We start from the raw sequence: 19,924 nt of genomic DNA, 5'->3' as shown, positions 1-19,924 counted from the left end.
CTACTTCACCGCGCGTGGGGTCTGCTGGTCGACCATCGGTACGAGATCCACGCCGACGGCGTCACGGCCGAGACCGACCGCCACGCCCAGCGTCGTCCCGGTGCCGACGAAGGGGTCGAGCACGACGCCCCGGGCCGGAGTGCCGTGGCCGCAGTCGGTCCAGCCGCTCGTCACCTTCTTGGCGAAGGTGAACTCGCGGAAGTACCCGCCGAGAACGTCTTTCGCTTCGGCGGCGAGCGCCTGCACGGACTTGCTGTTGCGGCCGGTGCCGGACTGGAACTTCGTGGCCTTGCCGACGTCGGAGACGCCGGTGGCCTGGATGGCGCGGATGTGCTCGTCGGACAAGCCCGCCTCGTCGGCGAGCTCCATCGCGCGACGCGCCTGCGGACGGTTCGGATCGAGGATGCGGGTGCGCTCCAGGACACGGGTGCGGGGTGCGCCGCAGGTCGTGCAGATCTGGGGCGGGCAGCCGAGCATCACCGCACGGCGGACCAGCTCCTGGGGGAACGGGGCGAGGTGGGCGCTCATGTTGCGCTCGGGGTTGATGTGCCAGACGTCGCCGGGGTTGGCGCCGTTGCCGTACGTCTCGGCGTACTCGTGCAGGTCGTAGTAGTAGCTCTGCTTCGGGGCGAGGTGGATGACGTACTCGTGACGATTGGCCAGCCGGTTCTTCGCCGGCTCGGGCATGCCGCCGTCCTTGGTCCAGATGATGCGGTTGCGCACGAGCCAGCCCGCGTCGACCGCGGCAGCCTCGATGCGGCCGGGGATGCCGACGAGCGACTTCTTGTGGTAGGTGTCGCCGACGTTGAGGAAGACCGATCCGGTGGGGCGCAGGACGCGCTTCCACTCCGCGAGGCATTCCATCATCGCCGAGACGTATCCCTGCGGCGTCGACTCCTGGCCTATCTGGTCATCGTGGCCGTAGTCGCGTTTCTGCCAGTACGGCGGCGAAGTGACCACCAGGTCAACGGAATCGGCCTTGAGCCTGGTGTCGCGCGCATCCCCGGTGACGATCTTCTGCTTGGCCTTTCGCAGTCCCGGCTCCCAGTCCGAGAGTGCTCCGGTGCCGACGACGCCCAGATTGGGCTTCGAGTCGGGAGTGGACAGCCCGCTATCCGGGGCGATCGACATTCTGGTCTCCTTCTCGCGCGCTGTGCCAGTCTCGCCCATCGCGGGGGAGCTAATCGAACAGACGCGCTGATAGTAGGGGATGGATCGGACGTCGGGTGGCCGCAGTCCGGGCGTCGGGCGGCGGTTTCGGCACCGAGTCTGACCCTAGGTCGGGTCAGACCCAAGAGGAATACTACAGGTTAAGTGCGTGTATGTGACCCAAGCAGGGGTCGTTGATAGCATTCAGCGCATGCCCATCCGCGCATTGAGCACCGCCGAGGTCGCTGCGCGCACGGGCGTCCCGGTGGAGGCGTTGCGCTCGATGCTGCGGCGCGGCCAGTTCCCGCAGCCCGACGTCTTGATCGGCGGGGTCACCGCGCGCCAGGTGCGAGGGTGGACGGTCGACACCGTGGACGAGTGGACAGCCGCGCGGTCGCGATGACCTGTTCGATGCTGACGACGTCGAGCGCAACAACCGGCCTGGTAACGCTTCGTCCTGCGGGCTCTACGCTTTCGGTTCGCGCCAGGCGGACGTGTCCCAGTCCCAGCGCCGCGGGCGGCGGGGCTTCCGCGACTCGCCGTGGGCATCGCGAACCCCGGGCTGCTCGCCGGTCGAGCGCATGTTCTCGGCGACGCGCTCGATCATGCGCTCCAACCTCGCCGGGATCTGCTCGATGGCGCGCTGGCGATCGGCGGCGATGAGGCCTTCGAGCCAAAGGTCCGGGTCACCGCCGACCTCGGCGATCATGTAGTCGAGCCATTGCGCGTCGTGCTCGCCGCGACTCAGCGTGAACTGGACCGTGACCGGGGTCGGGGGCTTGTAGTTCGCGATGGTCTCCGGGTCGTTGCGGTGGTCGCCGTTCACGTCGACGACGTGGAATATCAGGGCGCACAGAAGTCGAGAGATGCTGGCGGACACTTCCGGCGGCATCTGGTTCCCCTGGTCGCGGTACTCCGCCCCCATCGTCCCGGCAAGCCTGACGCTCTCCGCGCGGCGGGTGGATTCACCGCGCAGGATTCGGGCGAAACTCGCGGCCTCGCGCTCGGTGAACTCGGGTTCGGCCTCGCGGGCCAGTGCGATGGACGCCTCGATGTCGATCTCGGACAATGGCTTTCCCTCAGTGGTCGTACAGGTCAGTCGGTGCTGGCCGGGTCGATCGGAGCGATGCGGGCCATTAAATGGTCAGCGGTGGCGATCCGAGGGTCCGGCCGCCAGTTCGGAATGCCACGGACCGCCACGAGGCGGACGCCGTCGAGGTCGTCGACGATGGCGATGGCCTGGTCACGGGTACCGATCCGCGCCCCGCCCGGGGTGTAGGCGCGCACGGCGACCAATGCGAGGCCCGGGCCGTCGACGCGGACGGGCTCGTCGATGTTCACGACGCACATCAGGTTGGGGACGTCGACCAGCACGTCGCCTCGGCGCAGGTCGCTGAATCGAACCCGCTCGAATGCAGCCTCGCAGTACAAGCGCCCTCCTTGTCTATATATAACTCGGCCGACTGTGACCTATATCACCAATTGGACCGACGGTGAATGCGGTACTCGACGTCGGGATGGGCAATGAAAACGGTTCTACCTGCGATTTCGTGGCCGTCGAGGTCGATGATGACCAGCGACAGCATGAGGCCGCCGCTGGCCATCGGTTCGATCCCGGTGATGCCCGCGTCGGCGTCGGGGGTGAAGCCGACGATCCGGTCCCCGACACGCAGGTCGCGGGCAGCGACGGTGAGCGGTACGGACGGCACCGCGCCATCCTGTCGCTGAGGTACGACAGTCAGAGGTCGCGGAAGATGAAGCGGCTTCCGCGACCTGTGGGCACGACGGTGAAGTCGCTCTCCAGATCGGAGATCCAGCTGTCCCAGTTGAAATACCTGACGGCGATGTGGTCGTCGGGCAGACCGTCGAACAGGCACAAGTCTTCAGCGAGCTGGAATGCGTAGTCGCGGAACGAGTCCCATTCGCCCGCGTAGTGCTCCTCGAAGTCGCCGACACAGGGCAGGTCGGTATCTCCCTGCGCGACGTACGATCCCGAGCGGACCCAGGCGCACAGCGCCGACCACTGTTCGGGGCTGTCCAGCTCGTCGTAGGCCTCGGCCCAGCCGGTCGCGTCCATCGGTGCGAACTCGCCGTCGACGGGGATGTTGTCGTGGTCGAAGACCCAGAGTTCCTCGTGCGAGGTGGCCCTGCCGCCGTGGATCTGGCGCGGGGTGATGTCGGCGGCCTCGGCCGCGGAGAACCAGTCGCCTCGCAGCCGGCCCTCGTTATAACAAGCGAGGCAGCCGATCCACACGCGTGGCTCGTCGACGGCGGGGCGTGGGTGAGTTGTGGTCATGGCAGCTCTCCGATCAGTGCTTCGACGCGCTGGGCCGCGTGGCCAGGGTCGGTGGTGTTGTGGTCGATGGCGTCCTCCAGCGCCCAGATCGCCCGCACGAGAGGGTGATCGCCGGTGAGGCGGTGGTGCTCGGCGACGTCCCAGGCGCGGGCGATGAGGGGCTCGTGGTCGGTGGCGGCGGTCATTCCCACGGGAGGGCCTCGATCAGGGCATCGGCAGATAGGGATTCGCCGGTGGTGAGGCGGTGCTGCTCGACGGCGGTCTCGATCTGGCCGGGGTTCAGTAGGTACGCGCCTGCCCGGTGGCCGGCACGACCGTCGGTGAGAACGACGCGGGTGCCGTCGGGCACGTCGATTCCGATGACGGCCAGCGCGTCGCGGGCGACTACCTGGGCCTGCCCCGGGGTGTAGAGGTAGTCGTCGTCGACGGGGCCGAGTGCGTTGGCCTGGTTGTGCAGCTCGGCGGCCTCGGCGCGGCTCATGCCGCGGGCGCCGGGAGCCAGATGGCCAGCGTGGATCAAGCGCTCGATCCACGGATCGGTGACGGTGGTGGTGGGTGCGGACATGAGAAGACCTCCTCGACATGGGTGTCGAGGAGGTCAGCTGCCGCCGGCTGTGCCGGTGGGCCGCTACGTCAACGCGGTGATGACGGCTCCGGTGCGACCGGGCAGAGACGCGTCGTGCGGGTCGCGCTCGGTGATCGGAACCGCAGGGCGGGTGAAGTAGTCGTCGAGCAGGGCGTCGACCTGGCTCTTGCTGTCGGCGACGACCACGTGCTGGCCGTGGTCGCGCATCTTCTGGATCATCGCGACCTGGGCGGGACGGGGGTGCTGACCAGGCCGCTTGACCTCGACGAACAGGGTTACCGAGTCGTCGTTGGCGTCGTGGCCCATCAGGGCTCGGTCGGGTACGCCGACGTGCCCTGGTGACGTGAACTTCAGGCAGAGGACGCCTATCTCGGCGCAGCGCTGGACGAGATGCAGCTCGATGGCGGATTCGCGGGGCGCGCTGGATCGGGTGCTCATAGTGTCGATTGTACCGACGAAATCTACTGCGGCACAGCCCTTTATGTTGTCACAGTCAATCGCGGTAGGGGCCGAGAAGGTCTCAATGTCGCAGGGTGTAATTAGGTTCTATGGAGTATTCGGCCGTGGACATCCCGTCGTCGTCGGTGGCCAGGCGCAGCACCTCGGCCTGGATTCTGCGGACGGCCCGGTGCTCGCCGATCGTCTTGAGAACCTGCATGGTTGTCTCCTCTTCCTTGTTATTGATTCGGATCTGATTGTGGTTCAGAGGGTTCCGGCGAACACTCCCCCGGCCAGGCCCACGACGACCGGGACGATGCCCAGGCAGACGAAAGCGGGCAGGAAGCACAGACCGAGCGGTCCGCTGATCGCGACCCCGGCGCGTTCGGCCTTCTCCAGCGCGTGGTCCTCGGCGCGACGGCGGATCGCGACGGCGAGTTCGTCGATACCTGCGGTCAGCGATGCCCCGGCTCGGGCCGATCTGCGTACCAGCATCGCCAGGGACCGGAAATACCATGTGCCACACGATGATTCTTTGTCGGTCTCGTCGGCGGCCAGGGTCCAGGCGTGGTCGGGGTCGGCGCCGAGGGCCAGCAGGTCGGCCGCCGTCGTCATGGGTGCGGCGAGACTGTCCGGTGCCGACGCCGCGACGATCCGCGCAGCCGATTCGACCGGCAGTCCCGACCGCAGGCAGACCGCGAACAGGTCGAGGGCCGCGGCCACGGTGAACGGGTCGTCGGGCCGTACCTCTAGCGCACCGTCACCTTCCCCCACTTCCTGGGGATTCACCCTGTGCAGCAACCATTCCGGCGACGGCCACAGCAGCATCCCGGCGGCCGCGCACAGCCCGGCGAGCAGGATCGGCGCGTTCACCGCGCACTCACCTTCTCGACGATCCGGTCCGACCAGCACAATCCGGCGACAATGAACGCGGTGCCGACGATCAGCAGGATGCCACCGAGTCCGCCGCCGGTGAGCACACCGACCGGGTTGGCGCCGGTGGCCTGACCGAGTGCGATACCGAGCACCGGCAGACCGGCCAGCACCGACGCGGTCGCGCGCGGCCCGGCCAGCCCGGCCCGGGTCCGGGCGTCGAAGGCGTTCTGCGCCAGTACGTCGGTGCGGACGGCCACCAGCAGGTCCGCCATCGGCAGGCCGTGCCGGTCGGACAGGTGCCAGGCGGTGCCGATGCGTTCCCACACCCCGGAATCGGCCCCGCCCCGGGCGGCTTCCAGGCCGGCGACGGAGATCTGGCCACCGAGCACCGCCCGGCCCGCCAGCGACGACAGTCCTTGTGACACCGCAGAATCCGGTCTGACGTGGGCGAGTTCGGCCGCGGCGGCGGCGCACGCGTTCGCGGCGAGGGCGCCGACCGACATCTCGGCGATCATGATCGACAGCGCGGTGAGCAGGTCGGCGTCGGCCTGTTCGGCGGCCAGTCTGCGTCGGCGCCGGGCGTCGCGCCACAGCAGGACAGCGGCCAGCATCGTCGCGGCCACCGCCACCTCGACTCCGAAAGTCATTGCCAGCGCGATGATCAAGATAGGCACCGCCCAGGTCCAGTGCGGTGTCCGCAGTTCCCGGACCGCAGGCCGCATCCGGGTCAGCCGGTATTCGGTGCGACTGGCGGGCCACCACAGCACCGCCACCGCCGCCGCGCACAGTACCGGGACCATCACCGCCCGCCTCCGGTGAGTGCGGGCCGGGCCCCGTCGAATACCGCCCCGTCGAGTATTCCGGTGCCGCGCACCCACACCGGGGCGATGGTGACCAGGCCGTCGGCGCCGCGCCGGACGACCCCGATCTCGGCGACGCCCCGGCGCCCGTCGCGGTCGCGTTCGACGCCGATCACCACGTCGAGGGCGGCGGCGAGCTGGCTGTGCAAGGCCTCGCGGCCCATTCCGCCCAGTGCGGCAAGTGCTTCCATCCGGGCCGGTACCTCAGCGATGGAGTTGGCGTGCAGGGTTCCGGCGCACCCGTTGTGGCCGGTGTTGAGCGCGGTGAGCAGGTCGATGACCTCGGCGCCGCGAACCTCACCGACGACGATCCTGTCTGGCCGCATCCGCAGCGCCTGGCGCACCAGCACCCGCACCGGAACCTCGCCCGCCCCTTCGACATTCGCGGTGCGTGCCACCATCCGCACGACGTGCGGGTGGTCGGGTCGCAGTTCGGCCGCGTCCTCGACGCAGATGATCCGTTCGGCGGCGTCCATCTGCCCGATCATCGCGTTCAACAACGTGGTCTTTCCGGAGCCCGTGCCACCCACGACGACGAAGGCGAGCCGGGCGTCGATGATACGCATGATGAGCGGCACCGCATCAGCGGGAACGGCGCCCGATTCGATGAGTGATCCGAGGTCTTTGCTGGCTGTTCGTAAGACCCGCAACGAGATACAGGTTCCGTCGGCGGCGACGGGCGGGATCACCGCGTGCAGCCGGACGGTGTAGCCGCGGCGGCCGACGCCCGACAGTTGGCCGTCGACCCAGGGCTGGGCGTCATCGAGACGTTTGCCGGCGTTGAGGGCGAGCCTGCCGGCGAGTCGGCGGACGGCGGCTTCGTCGTCGAACACGATGCCGGTGCGCTGCAGTCCGTGCCCGCGATCGACCCACACCTGCCGCGGCCCGCTGACCAGAACGTCGGCGATATCCGGTTCGGCCAGAAGCTGTTCGAGCCGGCCGGCGCCGGTGAGTTCGGTCTGCAGATGCCGCAGCGCCGCCAGGAGGTCGGCGTCACCGAGCACCCCATGCGCTTCGGCACGGATCGCGGCGGCGATGACTTCCGGTGTGGTGTCCGATGATTCGGCTGCGAGCTTGTCGCGTACGCGATCAAGGAGGCCGTCGTCGATGGGCATGCCGTTCATCGTGCCTCCGATTCCGCCGTTCCCCGCTCACCTGCCCGGCCGGACAGTGAATCTGTGGATAACTTGGGCCTGTGGATGATTCGCACACCCGGTCGGCGGCTCATGGCTGCCGGACCGGGGTGTGGTGGGCGGCCCGGGCGATGATCGCGTCGCACGCCCGGCCCAGCGGACCGTGCGCGGACACGCGCAGCCGGTCCCGTTCGAGCCGGGACGGCAGCCGTGGGTCGGGACGATACGAGGCGAGCAGGCCGAGTCCGATCGCATCGGCGATCGCGTTGGCGCGCAACCCTCCTGGCGACGGCCCGCGCACCACGAGCGCCACGTCGGCACCACGGTCGAGGATTCCGGGGACGATGGCTCTGGTCGCGGATACGGCGTGCAGCGAGGCGACGGTCACGACGACGACGAGGTTGACGGAGTCGATGACGCTGTCGCGAAGCGCGGTGGCGGCCCGTGGGGTGTCGACGACGACCAGGGTGCCGTGGGAGCGCGCCGCGTCGAGTGCGGTGACCACCGCTTCGGGGCGGATCGGAGCGTCGTCGCCGGTTGCGGGGCGTCGGGGCGCGAGCACCGACAGGTGCGGGCCGTATCGGGGCAGAACGGCGGCCAGCGCGTCCCCGCCGACGGCCCCGCGTTCGACGGTCAGATCCTGCCAGCGCAGCCCGGACACCGATTCGAGACCGAGCAGCAGATCAGTCCCGCCACCCAGCGCATCGACATCGAAAAGCATTGTGTGAGTTCCATTGTCGGACAACTTCAGGGAGATCGCGGCTGCCAGCACGCTGGCCCCGGCTCCGCCGTGACCGCCGATGACGGCAATCGCGCCGGCGGAATGCCTGCGCGGTCGCCGGATCTCGCTGAGGACGCGGACCAGCTCGGCGTCGCCGCCCGGCAGGACGACGGTGTGATCGGCGCCGAGCCCGATGGCCTCCGGCCAGGACACCGCGCCGTCTCCCGACCCGACGACCACGATCCCGGCCCGCCGGGGCGGTCCGAGCGCGGCGAGCGCACTGACCGCCGCCGCGTCGACGATGACGGCACGCGCCCCGAGCCAGTCGCGCCGGCAGTTCCCGGGTTCGCGGCGCACGAGGCGGTATCCGGCGGCCGCCGCACAGCGCGCGACGTCGTCGGTCAGGTGGTCGTCGATGAGGGCGAGCACGTCATCAGGCATGCCTGACATCGTCAGCGGAGAATTGCCTCGCCATCGCCGCGCGGACCCCAGAAACCGGAATCTGTGGATAAGTCAGGTTCCATCCACAGGGACATCGTCGTCTCACCGGGTTTCGAGGCTCCTCGCCTAACGGCTCGTCACACCTCAACCTGCGGGAACACCCCTCACACCCCAACCAGCGAGAACAACCCCCAACTCAACCAGCGGGAACAACCACTCAAGGCAACAGGCCATATGCCACCGCAACAACATGTTTGGCCGCCAGGGAAAGTCTGTTGAGACGGAGCGTCGCCGGTCTGGACGACGGAGCGAGCGGGGAGCCTGCGACCCCGAGCGATGGAGGAAGACCGGCGGTAAGCGCAGTCTCAACAGACTTTCCCCAAAATAGAGGACAACCCCGGCCAGGGGGGAGGAGGCCGGGGTTGTCGGCGTTTCAGCCCCGGGGGGTCGGGCTGAATCGCTCCGGTATTACAACCGGGTATCCACGACTATACACACGATCTGAGCGGATGCAAGCCGATCCGTTACCTGCGTGGATGTTGTTCGGTTTCATGCGGTGGCCAGCGCATATGCGCGATGGACTGCGGTCCGCTTCGCCCGGGCATCCGCGATCCGGACCACAGTCCACCCACTTCCGGGCATCTTCGCAGGTAAAAGCAGGTATTCCCAAGGTGCATATACACCCCGGCCGGCGATCTCGCACCACAAAATCCGGGCCCGAAAATTGGACGGCGAGACGTCTTGCTGTGACCGGAATCACGGTGTACAAACGTTGTTACGGAATCCCGGAAGGCCAAGTTCGAGCCGGAAGAGAAGGCACGAACCCCCAAGTCGGGCAATTCCCAGCACGGGCGGCAAGCACCCACGCGGAGCGCGCCGCAATAAGGCAAAAGCGTTGTGCACCTGCGACACTGAGACCGATCAACAACTCTCACAGACCCGCTAGGGACGACGAGGATTCGGGGAGGTCCCGAATCACACGACGACCGTCGCCCAGCGCGCGGATCTCCGAATGAGAGCGGCGCTTCACCCGGACACGGCAGCAGCCGATCAGGACGAATCCGCTTCGTGAGAGTCGAGAGAAAGCCACAGTCCCTCGCCGAGGTGATCCCACAACCCACCAAGCACGCTTGGTAACTTGGGTCCGTGCTACGCGGGTGGTGGCCTGGCAGATGTCAGGACACCGCCCGCGTTTTATTTTGTGGGAAGTCTCGGGTTCCACTCACCCCCGGTCTTCCCTCCTCCTTCACGCGGGCTCGCAAGCTCCCCCGGCTCAGTCGTCAGTCCAGACCGGGGACGCTCCACCCGAACTTCCCACGCGACCAGGATTCCTGGTCACCCTGGCATCGGCCCGTCGCCGAGTGGTGGAATCGTTCGCAGGAGGCCGATGCCGAGGCGACCACCTGTTTGGCCGACCGGGCGGGTTGAGTTTTTCTGCCCCGCCCGTTCTGGACGAAGGAGCCTGCGCGAACGACTGAGGAAGAATGGGACCAAGGGGCAGAAGAACTCAGGCCCGCCGCATCTACACCGCGTCGGCTATGGATTTCGCTTCTGCGGCACCGGCTTCGAGTGCTTCGCAGGTCAGCAGGATCCAGTTTCCGAGACCTTCGGGCGTGCCGGCGGCGAATCCCTGGGCGAAGGCCCGGTAATCCTTGATGCGTTTGAGCCAGGTGACCTCGGGGACACCCAGGTTGTGCGGGTCCAGGCCCGTCGACGTGCACACCAGTCTCGACGCGGCGCGAGCGATGATGCCGTTGGCGGTGGGGAACGCGTCGAGGGTGAGCAGTTCACCGTGGACGACGGCCGCCAGCACCGGACCGGGCACCGTGGTGGCGCCGCTGATGAGCTGGCCGAGCAGGTCGAGCCGGGCCGCGACGTCGGCTCCGGCGCGGGGCCGGCCGAGTTCGTCGGGATCGTCGACCATGTCGGCGGCGGCCAGCATGTGCAGCCGGGCCAGTGCCTGGGCCGGTGCGCGCCGGAACACGCCGGTCAGCTGATCGAGGGAGTCGCCGTCGAGGGCCTGGGCGACGCGCATCGCCCCGGCGAGGATCGGATCATCGAAGTCGCCGTCGCGGCGCAGTTCGACGCTGCCGCCGTCGATGGCCGCCGACGATCTGCCCGCACGCCACGACGCCTCGGTCGCGGTTTTGTCCCAGCCGCGCAGGTTGGCGCGGTGCCGGTGGACGGCGCTGAGGGCGTCGCGCGCCTTCTCGGCCGCCTCGGCGACGCCGGGCAGGGCGACGAGCGGTGCCAGCGGATCGATTCCCACGATGCCCACCCTATCGACGCCCGCCCTATCGGCCCGCCCCGCCTGGTCCATTCGGCGCACCACGGCGACCATTCGGCGCGAATCGGACCGTACTCGCCCGCAACGCCACCCCAACGTGACTACCCTCACAATCACACGAGAACGTGCGGCGTCCCTCGCCGTGCGCAGCCCGTCCATGATCGGGCGAACCCCGATCATGGACGTCGGACCATACCTAAAAGTTTGCGGTCCGAAAGACTAGCCCGGTAGAGACTCACCGAAGAGAAAGGCCTGGAAAAGATGACTTCCACCTCCGCCCACCCCGTCGAGAGCTTCCCGCCGTCGGAGGAGTTCGCCGCCCAGGCCAACGCGGGCGCCGAACTCTACGACCGGGCCGAGGCGGACCGGCTCGAGTTCTGGGCCGAGCAGGCCCGTCGTCTCGACTGGGCGACCGACTTCGGTGATGTCCTCGACTGGAGCAACGCCCCCGTCGCCAACTGGTTTGTCGGCGGCAAACTGAACGTCGCCTACAACTGCGTCGACCGGCACGTCGCCGCGGGCAAGGGCGACCGGGTGGCCATCCACTGGGTGGGTGAGCCCGGCGACAGCCGCGACATCACCTACGCGCAGCTGCAGGCCGAGGTGTCCAAGGCCGCCAACTATTTCTCCTCCATCGGCCTGGTCGCCGGCGACCGCGTCGCCATCTACATGCCGATGGTCCCCGAGGCCCTCATCTCGATGCTGGCGTGCGCCCGCCTGGGCCTGACCCACTCGGTGGTGTTCGCCGGTTTCTCCGCCGGTGCGCTGCGCTCCCGCGTCGACGACGCCGAGGCCAAGCTCGTCATCACCACCGACGGCCAGTACCGCCGCGGCAAGCCCGCCCCGCTGAAGGAGGCCGTCGACGAGGCCCTCGGCACCGGTGACGACGCCGCCGCATCCGTCGAAAAGGTGCTCGTGGTGCGCCGCACCAACCACGACCCCGACCTGAACTGGGTGCAGGGGCGCGACGTGTGGTGGGAGGACACCGTCGACGAGCAGTCCGACACCCATGAGCCGGAGGCCTTCGACTCCGAGCATCCCCTGTTCCTGCTGTACACCTCGGGCACCACGGGCAAGCCGAAGGGCATCGTGCACACCTCGGGCGGCTACCTGACGCAGGCCAGCTACACCTTCCACTACGTGTTCGACCACAAGGAAGGCCGCGACGTCTTCTGGTGCGGCGCCGACATCGGCTGGGTCACCGGCCACACCTACCTCGTGTACGGGCCGCTGTCGAACGGTGCCACCGAGATCGTCTACGAGGGCACCCCCAACTCCCCCAACGAGCACCGGCACTTCGAGGTCATCGAGAAGTACGGCGTGACCATCTACTACATCGCGCCCACCCTCATCCGCACCTTCATGAAGTGGGGCCGGGAGATCCCCGACGCCCACGACCTGTCCAGCGTGCGCCTGCTCGGCAGCGTCGGCGAACCGATCAACCCGGAGGCCTGGAGGTGGTTCCGGGAGGTCATCGGCGCCGGTAAGGCCCCGATCGTCGACACCTGGTGGCAGACCGAGACCGGCGGCATCATGATCTCCCCGCTGCCCGGCGTCACCGCCACCAAGCCGGGTTCGGCGATGGCGCCGCTGCCCGGTATCAGCGCCAACATCGTCGACGACAACGGCAACCCGGTCAGTGCCGGCGAGCAGGGCTACCTGGTGCTCGACAAGCCGTGGCCGGCGATGCTGCGCGGCATCTGGGGCGACCCGGTCCGCTTCAAGGAGACCTACTGGTCACGCTTCGCCGAGCAGGGCTGGTACTTCGCCGGTGACGGTGCCCGCTACGACGACGACCACGCCCTCTGGGTGCTCGGCCGCGTCGACGACGTGATGAACGTGTCCGGGCACCGCATCTCCACCTCCGAGGTCGAGTCGGCGCTGGTCGGGCATTCGGGGGTCGCCGAGGCAGCGGTCATCGGTGCCGCCGACGAAACCACCGGCCAGGGCATCGTCGCGTTCGTCATCCTGCGCGAAGGGGTGGAGAACACCGGCGAACAGCTGATCGCCGAGCTGCGCCAGCAGGTGTCGATCGAGATCTCCCCGATCGCCAAGCCGCGCGAGATCAACGTGGTGCCCGAACTGCCCAAGACCCGCTCGGGCAAGATCATGCGCCGCCTGCTCAAGGACGTGGCCGAGGGCCGCGAACTCGGTGACACCTCCACACTGGTCGATCCGTCCGTTTTCGAGGCGATCCGCACCCGCAAGGCCTGATGATCCCGCCCGCATGATCCCGACGCAGCGCCACCGGCGAGAAATCCCGGTGGCGCTGCGTCGTGGTATTGCGGGCAAAGCATGGCAACATATGCCCATACCCGATCTACGGAGGATGTAGTGAGCCGACCCGTGCCCCCCGGCAACCAGAGTGTCCCGTCGATCCCGCTGCGGGATGCGAACGTCGGCAAGGACGGCGAACCCAGCATCGGGAATCTGGTCAAGGACGCCACCGCCAGCGTGTCGACGTTGTTCCGCGCCGAGGTCGCGCTGGCCAAGGCCGAGCTGGTGGATGCGGGTAAGAAGGCGGGCGCCGGTACCGGCCTGTTCGCCGTCGCCGGTGTGATGGCCCTGTACACCAGCCTGTTCTTCTTCTTCTTTCTCGCCGTACTGCTCGACGTATGGCTGCCGGCGTGGCTGGCGTGGCTGATCGTGTTCCTCATCCTGCTGACCGTCACGATCATCGCGGGCGTCGTCGGCTACATCATCTTCCGGAAGGTCCGCGGGCCGCAGAAGACCATCGAGTCCGTCAAAGAGGTACAGACCGTGCTGCCGCGCGGCATTCCCGGAAACGACGCACCCCCCGCGGTCGACGCCCGGGCCGGGTACCCGCCGATACCGCCGGCGCACGACCCGCGGCGCTGACGTTGGCCGCTGCGCCGGATCCCTCGAGCGTCCGGTTTCCCGGCCCCTGGCATGACATCGAGTGGCATCACTTCGATGTGCGTGCCAACGGGCTGAAGTTTCACGCCGTCGAATGCGACCCCACGGGGTCACCCGACAGGCAGCTCGTTCTGCTGCTGCACGGATACACCGAGTTCTGGTGGGGCTGGCGGCATCAGCTCCAGGCTCTCACCGACACCGGTTACCGTGCGGTCGCCGTCGACCTGCGCGGTTACGGGGACAGCGACAAACCGCCCCGCGGCTACGACGGCTGGACCCTCGCCGGCGACACCAACGGCCTGGTCCGGTCCCTCGGCCATCGCACCGCCACCCTCGTCGGCAATGCCGACGGGGGTCTCGTGTGCTGGGCGACGGCCACCCTGCATCCGCGGGTCGTCGACCGGATCGCCGTCGTCGCCTCCCCACATCCGCGATCGCTGCGCCGGGACGTGCTGCTGCACCGGGTGCAGCGCAAGGCGTTCCTGTCCGGCTTCCTGCACAACCAGCTGCCGAGGCTCGGTGAACGCCGGCTCACCGGCCACGACGCGCGGTTCGTCGACCACTACTTCCGGCACCTGTCGTCACCGCAGTGGCAGCGGACCACCGACTTCGCCGACACCGTCACCCACAACAGGTCGGCGATGCAGATCCCGTACGTCGCGCACTCCAGCCTGGAGTACCGGCGCTGGGCCTTCCGTTCCCAGTTCCGCCCCGACGGCGCCAAATTCATGAAACTCATGGACCGCAGGCTGTCGGTGCCGGTCCTGGCGCTGCGTGGCGCCGATGACCCGTACATCTTCGAACGCCCGCTCAGCCGCTCCGGCCGCTACGCGGCACACTTCACCTACGCCGAGATCCCCGGCAGCGGCCATTTCGCCCACCAGGAACAACCCGAAGCGGTCACCCGCCACCTGCTGGACTTCATCAAGAGCTGATCCTTTCCCTGCCATCCCGCCGGTTGAGGTGCGAGCCTGCGAGCCTCGAAATCACGCGAGATGACATGTGTCGGCTCACGGGGTTTCGAGGCTCGTCGCTTACGCTCCTCACACCTCAACCGGCGGAGGTGGCTCGTCGGTCGGCGATCGGGATCAGTCGCCGATGCACGAGTGCGTGCTCACTCTCGCCGACCTGTTGGCCGAGGTTTGCAGGTCCGTGCTCACCTGCTCGGCGGTGAGCACGAAACCCGTTTCGTCGGCGGGGTCCTGGGAGGCGCCGAACACCACGCCGAGCACTTCGCCCTTGCTGTTGATCAGCGGCCCCCCGGAGTTGCCCTGCCGGATCTGCCCGCGCACGGTGTACACCTCGCGGCGCACCTGCTGTGAGCCGTAGATATTGGGTCCGGACAGGCGGATCACGTTGCGCACCCGGACCGCGGTGGCGGTGAACGGGCCACCGCCGGGGAAGCCGAGGGAGACCGCGTCGTCGCCAGTGCTCGCCTGCTTGCCGGCGAAGTCGAGGGCGGGGGCGGTGAGGCCGGGGACGTCGAGGACGGCGACGTCGTTGTTGTAGTCGAACAGGACGACGCGGGCGGTGAGCTGCTCCCCGGATTCGGCTTCGACGGTGAGCCGCCGGGTGCCGGCGACGACGTGCGCGTTGGTCATGACCCGTTCGGGGGAGACGACGAATCCGCTGCCTTCGAGTTCCTGCCTGCAGCTCGGTGCGACGCCGACGATCTTGACGACGCTCGGCCGTACCCGGCTCACGACCCGCGTCTGGGCGAGCGTGTCGTCGGGCGGCGCGACGCTGGTGACGGGTGCGCGCCCGAACGGCCCGATGACCTCGGGCAGGCCGGAGTTGTCGAGGAGTGCGCTGAAGTCGTTGGGCAGGTTGCGCAGCCATTGGGGTGCGAGGTCGTCGACGACGCCGAGCACCGACGAGTCGCGGACCGCGCCGGCCACCTTGGGCGGGCCGGAGTTGGAGACGGGGATGGCCAGCAGCCAGGCGGCGATGATCACCGCGACCACCTGCAGGACAACCCCGACGACACTGTCGACGACGCGCGCGGCCTGCGAACGCATGCCGCCGCGGGCGGCGCGGCCCAGCACCAGGCCGGCGACCTGGCCGGAGATGACGAGCACCACCAGCAGCGCGATGCCGATGAACAGGCGTGTCTCCCGAGAGTCGACCTGTTCCATCAGTTTGGGGGCGAGCAGGATCCCGGCGACGGCACCGGTGAGCACACCGATGAATGCCAGCGCGGACGCGATGGCGCCCTGCCGGTAGCCGCTGATGCCGACGAGGATCGCGACACCGACGACAATGAGGTCGACCCACACCGAGTCCGTCATGTCCCTGCCCCCGTCTTACTCCCCGCCCCCGTCTTACTCCCCGCCCCCGTCATGATCCTGCGCCCGTCATCGACCGTGGTCCTCGCCGACCGGATTGACCCAGCTCGACTGTGGGAGGTCGGCGAGGGCGATCGCCTCGTCGAGGGGCCGCACGTCGTCCTTGTCCCAGGGGACCTCCCACCCGGACACCTCGGCGATCGCGGCGATCAGGCCGCCGGTGAATCCCCACACCAGCATGCCGTCGACGAAGAACGCCGGACCCTTGTACACACTGCCTCCCAGGACGGACCGTTGTACCTGGAAACGGTTGTCGGGGTGCAGCAGTTCCCGCATGTTGACGCGGCTGACGCGGGCGGTCTCGCCGGTGTCGACGACCCCGACGGGTCCGGGTTCACGCCAGTGCCCGATCACCGGGGTGACCTCGAATCCGGAGGCGGGAACCGGGAACGGCATCAGGTTGGCGAGGATGTCGACGCCGTCGGCGACGAGCCCGGTTTCCTCGTTGGCCTCGCGCAGCGCGGTGCCGACGGGGAACTCGTCGCCCGGGTCGAAGCTGCCGCCGGGGAAGGCCACCTGACCGCTGTGCTGGCGCAGGGTGGGTGCGCGCTGGGTGAGCAGCACGTCGACGTCGCCGGGCAGCCCGCCGTGCGCGGTGGGATCGGCGTCCCACGAGCCGGCGAACAGGATGAGCACCGCGGCGGTGCGTTTGTTGCGCTGGATCATCGACATCCAGCGCGTCCGGTCGCCGCCGCGGCCGAGGACTCGAGCGGTGACGGCCGAGACGTCGTCGGTGAGGGTGTGCAGCCAGGGCGGTATCTGCTCCTGCGGGACCAGAGGTCCGTGGCTTTGATCACCGTCGGCAGGAGTTGTGCTCACGTGTCCACCCCCAGGTGCGTGCGTACGGCACCGGCGATGTCGTCGGTGTTGTGGAAGACCTGCGGCAGGACCTTGGCGACAGTACCGTCGGCGCGCACCAGGACGGTCGACGGGAACACCCGCGGGGCACGCAGGGCGGCCGCGATCTTGCCGTTGGTATCGAGGGTGGCCGGGAGCCGCACGCCGAGTTCGCTGAGGAACTTCAGCACCAGGTACGGATTGCCGGCCCCCTCCTTGGCGTGCACGGTGAGCACGTTGACCTTGCTGCCCGCGCGGGCGGCGTACCGGGACAGGATCGGCAGTTCCTGCCGGCACGGATAGCACCAGGTGGCCCACATGTTGATCAGCAGCGGGGTGCCGGCGGTGCCTTCGCCGAGGTTGTACGGCCTGCCGGTCCCGAGGCATTCGGCGACGATCCCGGCGAGCGCGGCGTGGGTGCCGGGCGCCGCGGTGGGTGCCGGACAGTCGGCGAGGGCGGCCTCGGTCCGGGCCCCGGCGAGCTCACCGGCGTCGACGGGGACGCTGGTCTGGGTGCCGACCGTGGTCGTGGTGTCTCCGGAGATCACCCGGTCGTCGTCACCGCGCGGCCAGATGGCCACCACCAGCGCGACCATGACGACGACGAACACGATCGTCCATCTGGCCGCGGGTGGGAAGCGCGACGGTCGCGACGTGCGGGTCGGCGTCGTCCCGTCCCGCGAGTCCGGTGTGCTCTGTGCTGCTGTGTCGCGCGGTTCGTCCGTGCTCATCATTCGGTAACCGCGTCACCGATCCCTGCCAGCGCGAGCAGATGCGGGGTCTCGGGACCCTTCACCAGCGCGGCGGCCGCGAGCTTGTCGACGGGCCCGTCCCCGTACGAGGGGCAGTCCTTGGCGAGGATGCACACGCCGCACGCGGGCTTGCGGGCGTGGCAGACCCGGCGGCCGTGGAAGATGATCCGGTGCGACAGGTCTGTCCACTCCTTGCGTTCGATGAGTTCGCCGACGGCCCGTTCCACCTTCACCGGGTCGGTTTCCTCGGTCCACCGCCATCTGCGGACGAGCCGCCCGAAGTGGGTGTCGACGGTGATCCCGGGAACACCGAATGCGTTGCCGAGCACCACGTTGGCGGTCTTGCGCCCGAACCCGGGCAGCGTCACCAGGTCCTCCAGCCTGCCCGGCACCTCGCCGTCGAACCTGCTGACCAGCGCCTGACCGAGCCCGATGATCGAGTTGGCCTTGTTCCGGTAGAAGCCGGTGGACCGGATCAGCTCCTCGAGTTCGGTGCGGTCGGCTTCGGCGTAGGCGCGGGCGTCGGGGTACCGCGCGAACAGTGCCGGGGTGACCTGGTTGACGCGCACGTCGGTGCACTGCGCCGACAAGATGGTGGCCACCGACAGTTCGAGCGGGGTGGTGAAGTCGAGTTCGCAGTAGACATGCGGGAACGCGACCTTGAGGGTGCGATTCATCCGCCGGGCCCGGCGCACCAGACCGAGCCGGGTCTCGTCGCGGCGGGTTGCCGACCGCACGGACCCCGACGACGTCGCCGGTGTGGTTCGAGGGCTCACCGGATTCAGACTAGTGCCTGGTGGCTGAGAGAGTCCCCGGGTGTCCGCCACGTCTGTCCGGGTCGGGCCGGCCGGGGACAGACATGGCGCGATTCACTTCGGCCGGCGTCCGTGATCTGCGCGATGATCTCGCGCGTCATCGTCCGAGATCGGTGCGCGGTGCGTTCTGGCGTGTCGTCCATGCGGTTGATAACAAGTCGGTGACAGCACGGCTCTGGGTTTCGCCCTCGAGGGGGCGATTGTGTTTACTGTCCGTATGCAAGGGCTCGCCGCGTTGCTCGTCCCCGCCGTACTCATGCTGTTCGCCGTCGCGATGGACAGGGTGCAGTGCCGCATCGACAGGCTGTCGGTGTCTGCGGCACACGTCGATGAGTTCCTGGCCGACGCCGACGACCAGGACGTCAACAATCTCGCCAAGACCGGGCTGCCGGCCGCGCTCGACGAACTCCGGGACCGCCGCGCCGGACGCGACGATCTCCTCACCGAATCCGGCCTCCTCACCGAATCCGGCGAGGTCGATCTCCAGGGGGCACGCTTCCGGGCGAGCTGACCGGCCAAGACTTCCGGCCCACTCCGATGCTGATCGGGGTGGGCCGAATTGTTACCGCAACACATGTTATCGAGACCCGAACACCACATTGACGCACAAGTGACCCATTCAACACTTATGCTGGGTGCCGGAGTAGCCTGTCACCTTGAGTTGGGTGATTGAACGAGAAAGGTTCCTAGTGGAGGAAGTACTGGCGCGGGCGGGCATTTTTCAGGGGGTCGAGCCCTCCGCCGTCGCGGCGCTCACCAAAGAACTTCAACCGGTCGATTTTCCGCGTGGACATGTGATTTTCCACGAGGGTGAGCCGGGTGACCGCCTGTACATCATCCTGTCGGGCAAGGTGAAGGTCGGCCGCCGGTCGGCGGACGGTCGTGAGAACCTGCTGACCATCATGGGACCGTCGGACATGTTCGGCGAGCTGTCCATCTTTGACCCGGGTCCGCGCACGTCGTCGGCCACCACGGTCACCGAGGTGCGTGCGGTGTCGATGGACCGCGACGCCCTGCGCAAGTGGATCCAGGACCGCCCGGAGATCGCCGAACAGCTGCTGCGCGTGCTGGCCCGACGCCTGCGCCGCACCAACAACAACCTGGCCGACTTGATCTTCACCGACGTTCCCGGCCGTGTGGCCAAGCAGCTGCTGCAGCTCGCGCAGCGCTTCGGCACCCAGGAGGCGGGCGCGCTGCGCGTGACCCACGACCTCACGCAGGAGGAGATCGCCCAGCTGGTCGGCGCCTCCCGCGAAACCGTCAACAAGGCCCTGGCCGATTTCGCCCAGCGCGGTTGGCTGCGGCTGGAAGGCAAGAGCGTGCTGATCGCCGATTCGGAGCGGCTGGCCCGCCGCGCCCGCTAGCGGTTCACAGCTTTACGACGATGCCCGTCACCTCACGGTGACGGGCATCGTTCCGTTCCGCCAACCATCTTGATCCCTGAGGCCGAAGTGACCAATCATCTTGATCCCTGAGGCCGAAGCGACGAAGGAGCGAGGGACGCGTTGGGT

The 19,924-nt window shown here is 68.3% G+C and carries 24 protein-coding genes; 6 read left to right on the top strand and 18 right to left on the bottom strand.

The features are described 5' to 3' along the window. Positions 1 to 1,131 carry a DNA methyltransferase gene (locus GOAMR_RS07810; protein ID WP_005185157.1) on the bottom strand — a complete coding sequence of 377 codons (1,131 nt, stop codon included), beginning with the start codon at positions 1,129 to 1,131 and terminating at the stop codon, positions 1 to 3. A 229-nt stretch (positions 1,132 to 1,360) separates the two neighbouring features. Between GOAMR_RS07810 and GOAMR_RS07805 the strand changes: the two genes are divergently transcribed. After that, entirely contained in the window at positions 1,361 to 1,552 is a 192-nt protein-coding gene (locus tag GOAMR_RS07805) for a helix-turn-helix transcriptional regulator (RefSeq protein WP_138943639.1), read from the top strand. A 63-nt stretch (positions 1,553 to 1,615) separates the two neighbouring features. On the opposite strand, the gene GOAMR_RS07800 is transcribed toward GOAMR_RS07805, so the two are convergent. The 13 genes from GOAMR_RS07800 to GOAMR_RS07745 all read right to left on the bottom strand — a co-directional run bounded on the left by GOAMR_RS07800 (position 1,616) and on the right by GOAMR_RS07745 (position 10,769). Continuing rightward, positions 1,616 to 2,218, bottom strand: a complete 603-nt coding sequence (locus GOAMR_RS07800; RefSeq protein WP_005185154.1) for a hypothetical protein — start codon at positions 2,216 to 2,218, stop codon at positions 1,616 to 1,618. Positions 2,219 to 2,244: 26 nt separating this feature from the next. Further along, complete coding sequence (locus tag GOAMR_RS07795; RefSeq protein WP_005185147.1) at positions 2,245 to 2,580, bottom strand: hypothetical protein; 336 nt, start codon at positions 2,578 to 2,580, stop codon at positions 2,245 to 2,247. Between the two features lie 44 nt (positions 2,581 to 2,624). Continuing rightward, positions 2,625 to 2,858 carry a hypothetical protein gene (locus GOAMR_RS07790; protein WP_005185143.1) on the bottom strand — a complete coding sequence of 78 codons (234 nt, stop codon included), beginning with the start codon at positions 2,856 to 2,858 and terminating at the stop codon, positions 2,625 to 2,627. Positions 2,859 to 2,887: 29 nt separating this feature from the next. Next, the gene (locus GOAMR_RS07785) at positions 2,888 to 3,445 is read right to left on the bottom strand and encodes an antirestriction protein ArdA (RefSeq protein ID WP_005185139.1); all 558 of its coding nucleotides are present in this window, start codon (positions 3,443 to 3,445) and stop codon (positions 2,888 to 2,890) included. Next, complete coding sequence (locus GOAMR_RS07780; RefSeq protein ID WP_005185134.1) at positions 3,442 to 3,630, bottom strand: hypothetical protein; 189 nt, start codon at positions 3,628 to 3,630, stop codon at positions 3,442 to 3,444. The genes GOAMR_RS07785 and GOAMR_RS07780 overlap by 4 nt, the downstream gene beginning before the upstream one ends. Next, positions 3,627 to 4,010 carry a hypothetical protein gene (locus tag GOAMR_RS07775; protein WP_005185133.1) on the bottom strand — a complete coding sequence of 128 codons (384 nt, stop codon included), beginning with the start codon at positions 4,008 to 4,010 and terminating at the stop codon, positions 3,627 to 3,629. Before GOAMR_RS07775 ends, GOAMR_RS07780 begins: the two co-directional genes overlap by 4 nt. Positions 4,011 to 4,073: 63 nt before the next feature. Further along, entirely contained in the window at positions 4,074 to 4,469 is a 396-nt protein-coding gene (locus GOAMR_RS07770) for a VRR-NUC domain-containing protein (protein ID WP_005185131.1), read from the bottom strand. A gap of 82 nt (positions 4,470 to 4,551) precedes the next feature. Continuing rightward, on the bottom strand, positions 4,552 to 4,689 hold the full coding sequence (locus tag GOAMR_RS25085; protein WP_005185130.1) for a DUF4244 domain-containing protein: 138 nt from the start codon (positions 4,687 to 4,689) through the stop codon (positions 4,552 to 4,554). 44 nt (positions 4,690 to 4,733) lie between these two features. Then, positions 4,734 to 5,342 (bottom strand): type II secretion system F family protein, encoded by a 609-nt coding sequence (locus GOAMR_RS07765; protein WP_005185127.1) that lies wholly within the window; start codon positions 5,340 to 5,342, stop codon positions 4,734 to 4,736. After that, positions 5,339 to 6,145: a hypothetical protein gene (locus tag GOAMR_RS07760; protein WP_005185116.1), complete on the bottom strand. Its 807-nt coding sequence runs from the start codon at positions 6,143 to 6,145 to the stop codon at positions 5,339 to 5,341. Before GOAMR_RS07760 ends, GOAMR_RS07765 begins: the two co-directional genes overlap by 4 nt. Continuing rightward, positions 6,145 to 7,329: a TadA family conjugal transfer-associated ATPase gene (locus GOAMR_RS07755; RefSeq protein WP_005185114.1), complete on the bottom strand. Its 1,185-nt coding sequence runs from the start codon at positions 7,327 to 7,329 to the stop codon at positions 6,145 to 6,147. Before GOAMR_RS07755 ends, GOAMR_RS07760 begins: the two co-directional genes overlap by 1 nt. A gap of 100 nt (positions 7,330 to 7,429) precedes the next feature. Then, positions 7,430 to 8,500, bottom strand: a complete 1,071-nt coding sequence (gene ssd / locus GOAMR_RS07750; protein ID WP_005185111.1) for a septum site-determining protein Ssd — start codon at positions 8,498 to 8,500, stop codon at positions 7,430 to 7,432. Between the two features lie 1,522 nt (positions 8,501 to 10,022). Next, positions 10,023 to 10,769 (bottom strand): Fic family protein, encoded by a 747-nt coding sequence (locus tag GOAMR_RS07745; protein ID WP_005185108.1) that lies wholly within the window; start codon positions 10,767 to 10,769, stop codon positions 10,023 to 10,025. 279 nt (positions 10,770 to 11,048) lie between these two features. Here GOAMR_RS07745 and acs point away from each other — a divergent pair, with 279 nt between their 5' ends. From acs to GOAMR_RS07730, 3 genes are all read left to right on the top strand, one after another. After that, entirely contained in the window at positions 11,049 to 13,001 is a 1,953-nt protein-coding gene (gene acs, locus GOAMR_RS07740) for an acetate--CoA ligase (RefSeq protein WP_005185105.1), read from the top strand. An 81-nt stretch (positions 13,002 to 13,082) separates the two neighbouring features. Beyond that, the gene (locus tag GOAMR_RS07735; RefSeq protein ID WP_083836887.1) at positions 13,083 to 13,646 is read left to right on the top strand and encodes a phage holin family protein; all 564 of its coding nucleotides are present in this window, start codon (positions 13,083 to 13,085) and stop codon (positions 13,644 to 13,646) included. A gap of 2 nt (positions 13,647 to 13,648) precedes the next feature. Next, positions 13,649 to 14,599: an alpha/beta fold hydrolase gene (locus tag GOAMR_RS07730; protein ID WP_005185100.1), complete on the top strand. Its 951-nt coding sequence runs from the start codon at positions 13,649 to 13,651 to the stop codon at positions 14,597 to 14,599. Positions 14,600 to 14,752: 153 nt separating this feature from the next. Here the strand turns inward: GOAMR_RS07730 and GOAMR_RS07725 are convergent, their stop codons facing one another. The 4 genes from GOAMR_RS07725 to nth form a co-directional block, all read right to left on the bottom strand. Beyond that, complete coding sequence (locus GOAMR_RS07725) at positions 14,753 to 15,952, bottom strand: MarP family serine protease (protein ID WP_005185098.1); 1,200 nt, start codon at positions 15,950 to 15,952, stop codon at positions 14,753 to 14,755. Between the two features lie 66 nt (positions 15,953 to 16,018). Beyond that, on the bottom strand, positions 16,019 to 16,828 hold the full coding sequence (locus tag GOAMR_RS07720; protein WP_050942631.1) for an NUDIX hydrolase: 810 nt from the start codon (positions 16,826 to 16,828) through the stop codon (positions 16,019 to 16,021). Continuing rightward, complete coding sequence (locus GOAMR_RS07715; RefSeq protein WP_040514689.1) at positions 16,825 to 17,580, bottom strand: TlpA family protein disulfide reductase; 756 nt, start codon at positions 17,578 to 17,580, stop codon at positions 16,825 to 16,827. The genes GOAMR_RS07720 and GOAMR_RS07715 overlap by 4 nt, the downstream gene beginning before the upstream one ends. Then, complete coding sequence (gene nth / locus GOAMR_RS07710) at positions 17,577 to 18,275, bottom strand: endonuclease III (RefSeq protein ID WP_244427321.1); 699 nt, start codon at positions 18,273 to 18,275, stop codon at positions 17,577 to 17,579. The genes GOAMR_RS07715 and nth overlap by 4 nt, the downstream gene beginning before the upstream one ends. Positions 18,276 to 18,630: 355 nt before the next feature. On the opposite strand from nth, the gene GOAMR_RS07705 reads away from it, so the two are divergent. Together GOAMR_RS07705 and GOAMR_RS07700 are read left to right on the top strand one after the other, a co-directional pair. After that, positions 18,631 to 18,924, top strand: a complete 294-nt coding sequence (locus GOAMR_RS07705; RefSeq protein WP_050942630.1) for a hypothetical protein — start codon at positions 18,631 to 18,633, stop codon at positions 18,922 to 18,924. 178 nt (positions 18,925 to 19,102) lie between these two features. After that, a complete protein-coding gene (locus tag GOAMR_RS07700; RefSeq protein ID WP_005185087.1) occupies positions 19,103 to 19,777 on the top strand; it encodes a Crp/Fnr family transcriptional regulator in 675 nt (224 codons plus the stop codon). Positions 19,778 to 19,924: the final 147 nt, after the last annotated feature.

The sequence above is a fragment of the Gordonia amarae NBRC 15530 genome (genome assembly GCF_000241345.1).
Classification (GTDB): domain Bacteria; phylum Actinomycetota; class Actinomycetes; order Mycobacteriales; family Mycobacteriaceae; genus Gordonia; species Gordonia amarae.
This window is presented reverse-complemented; position numbering and strand designations above follow the sequence as displayed.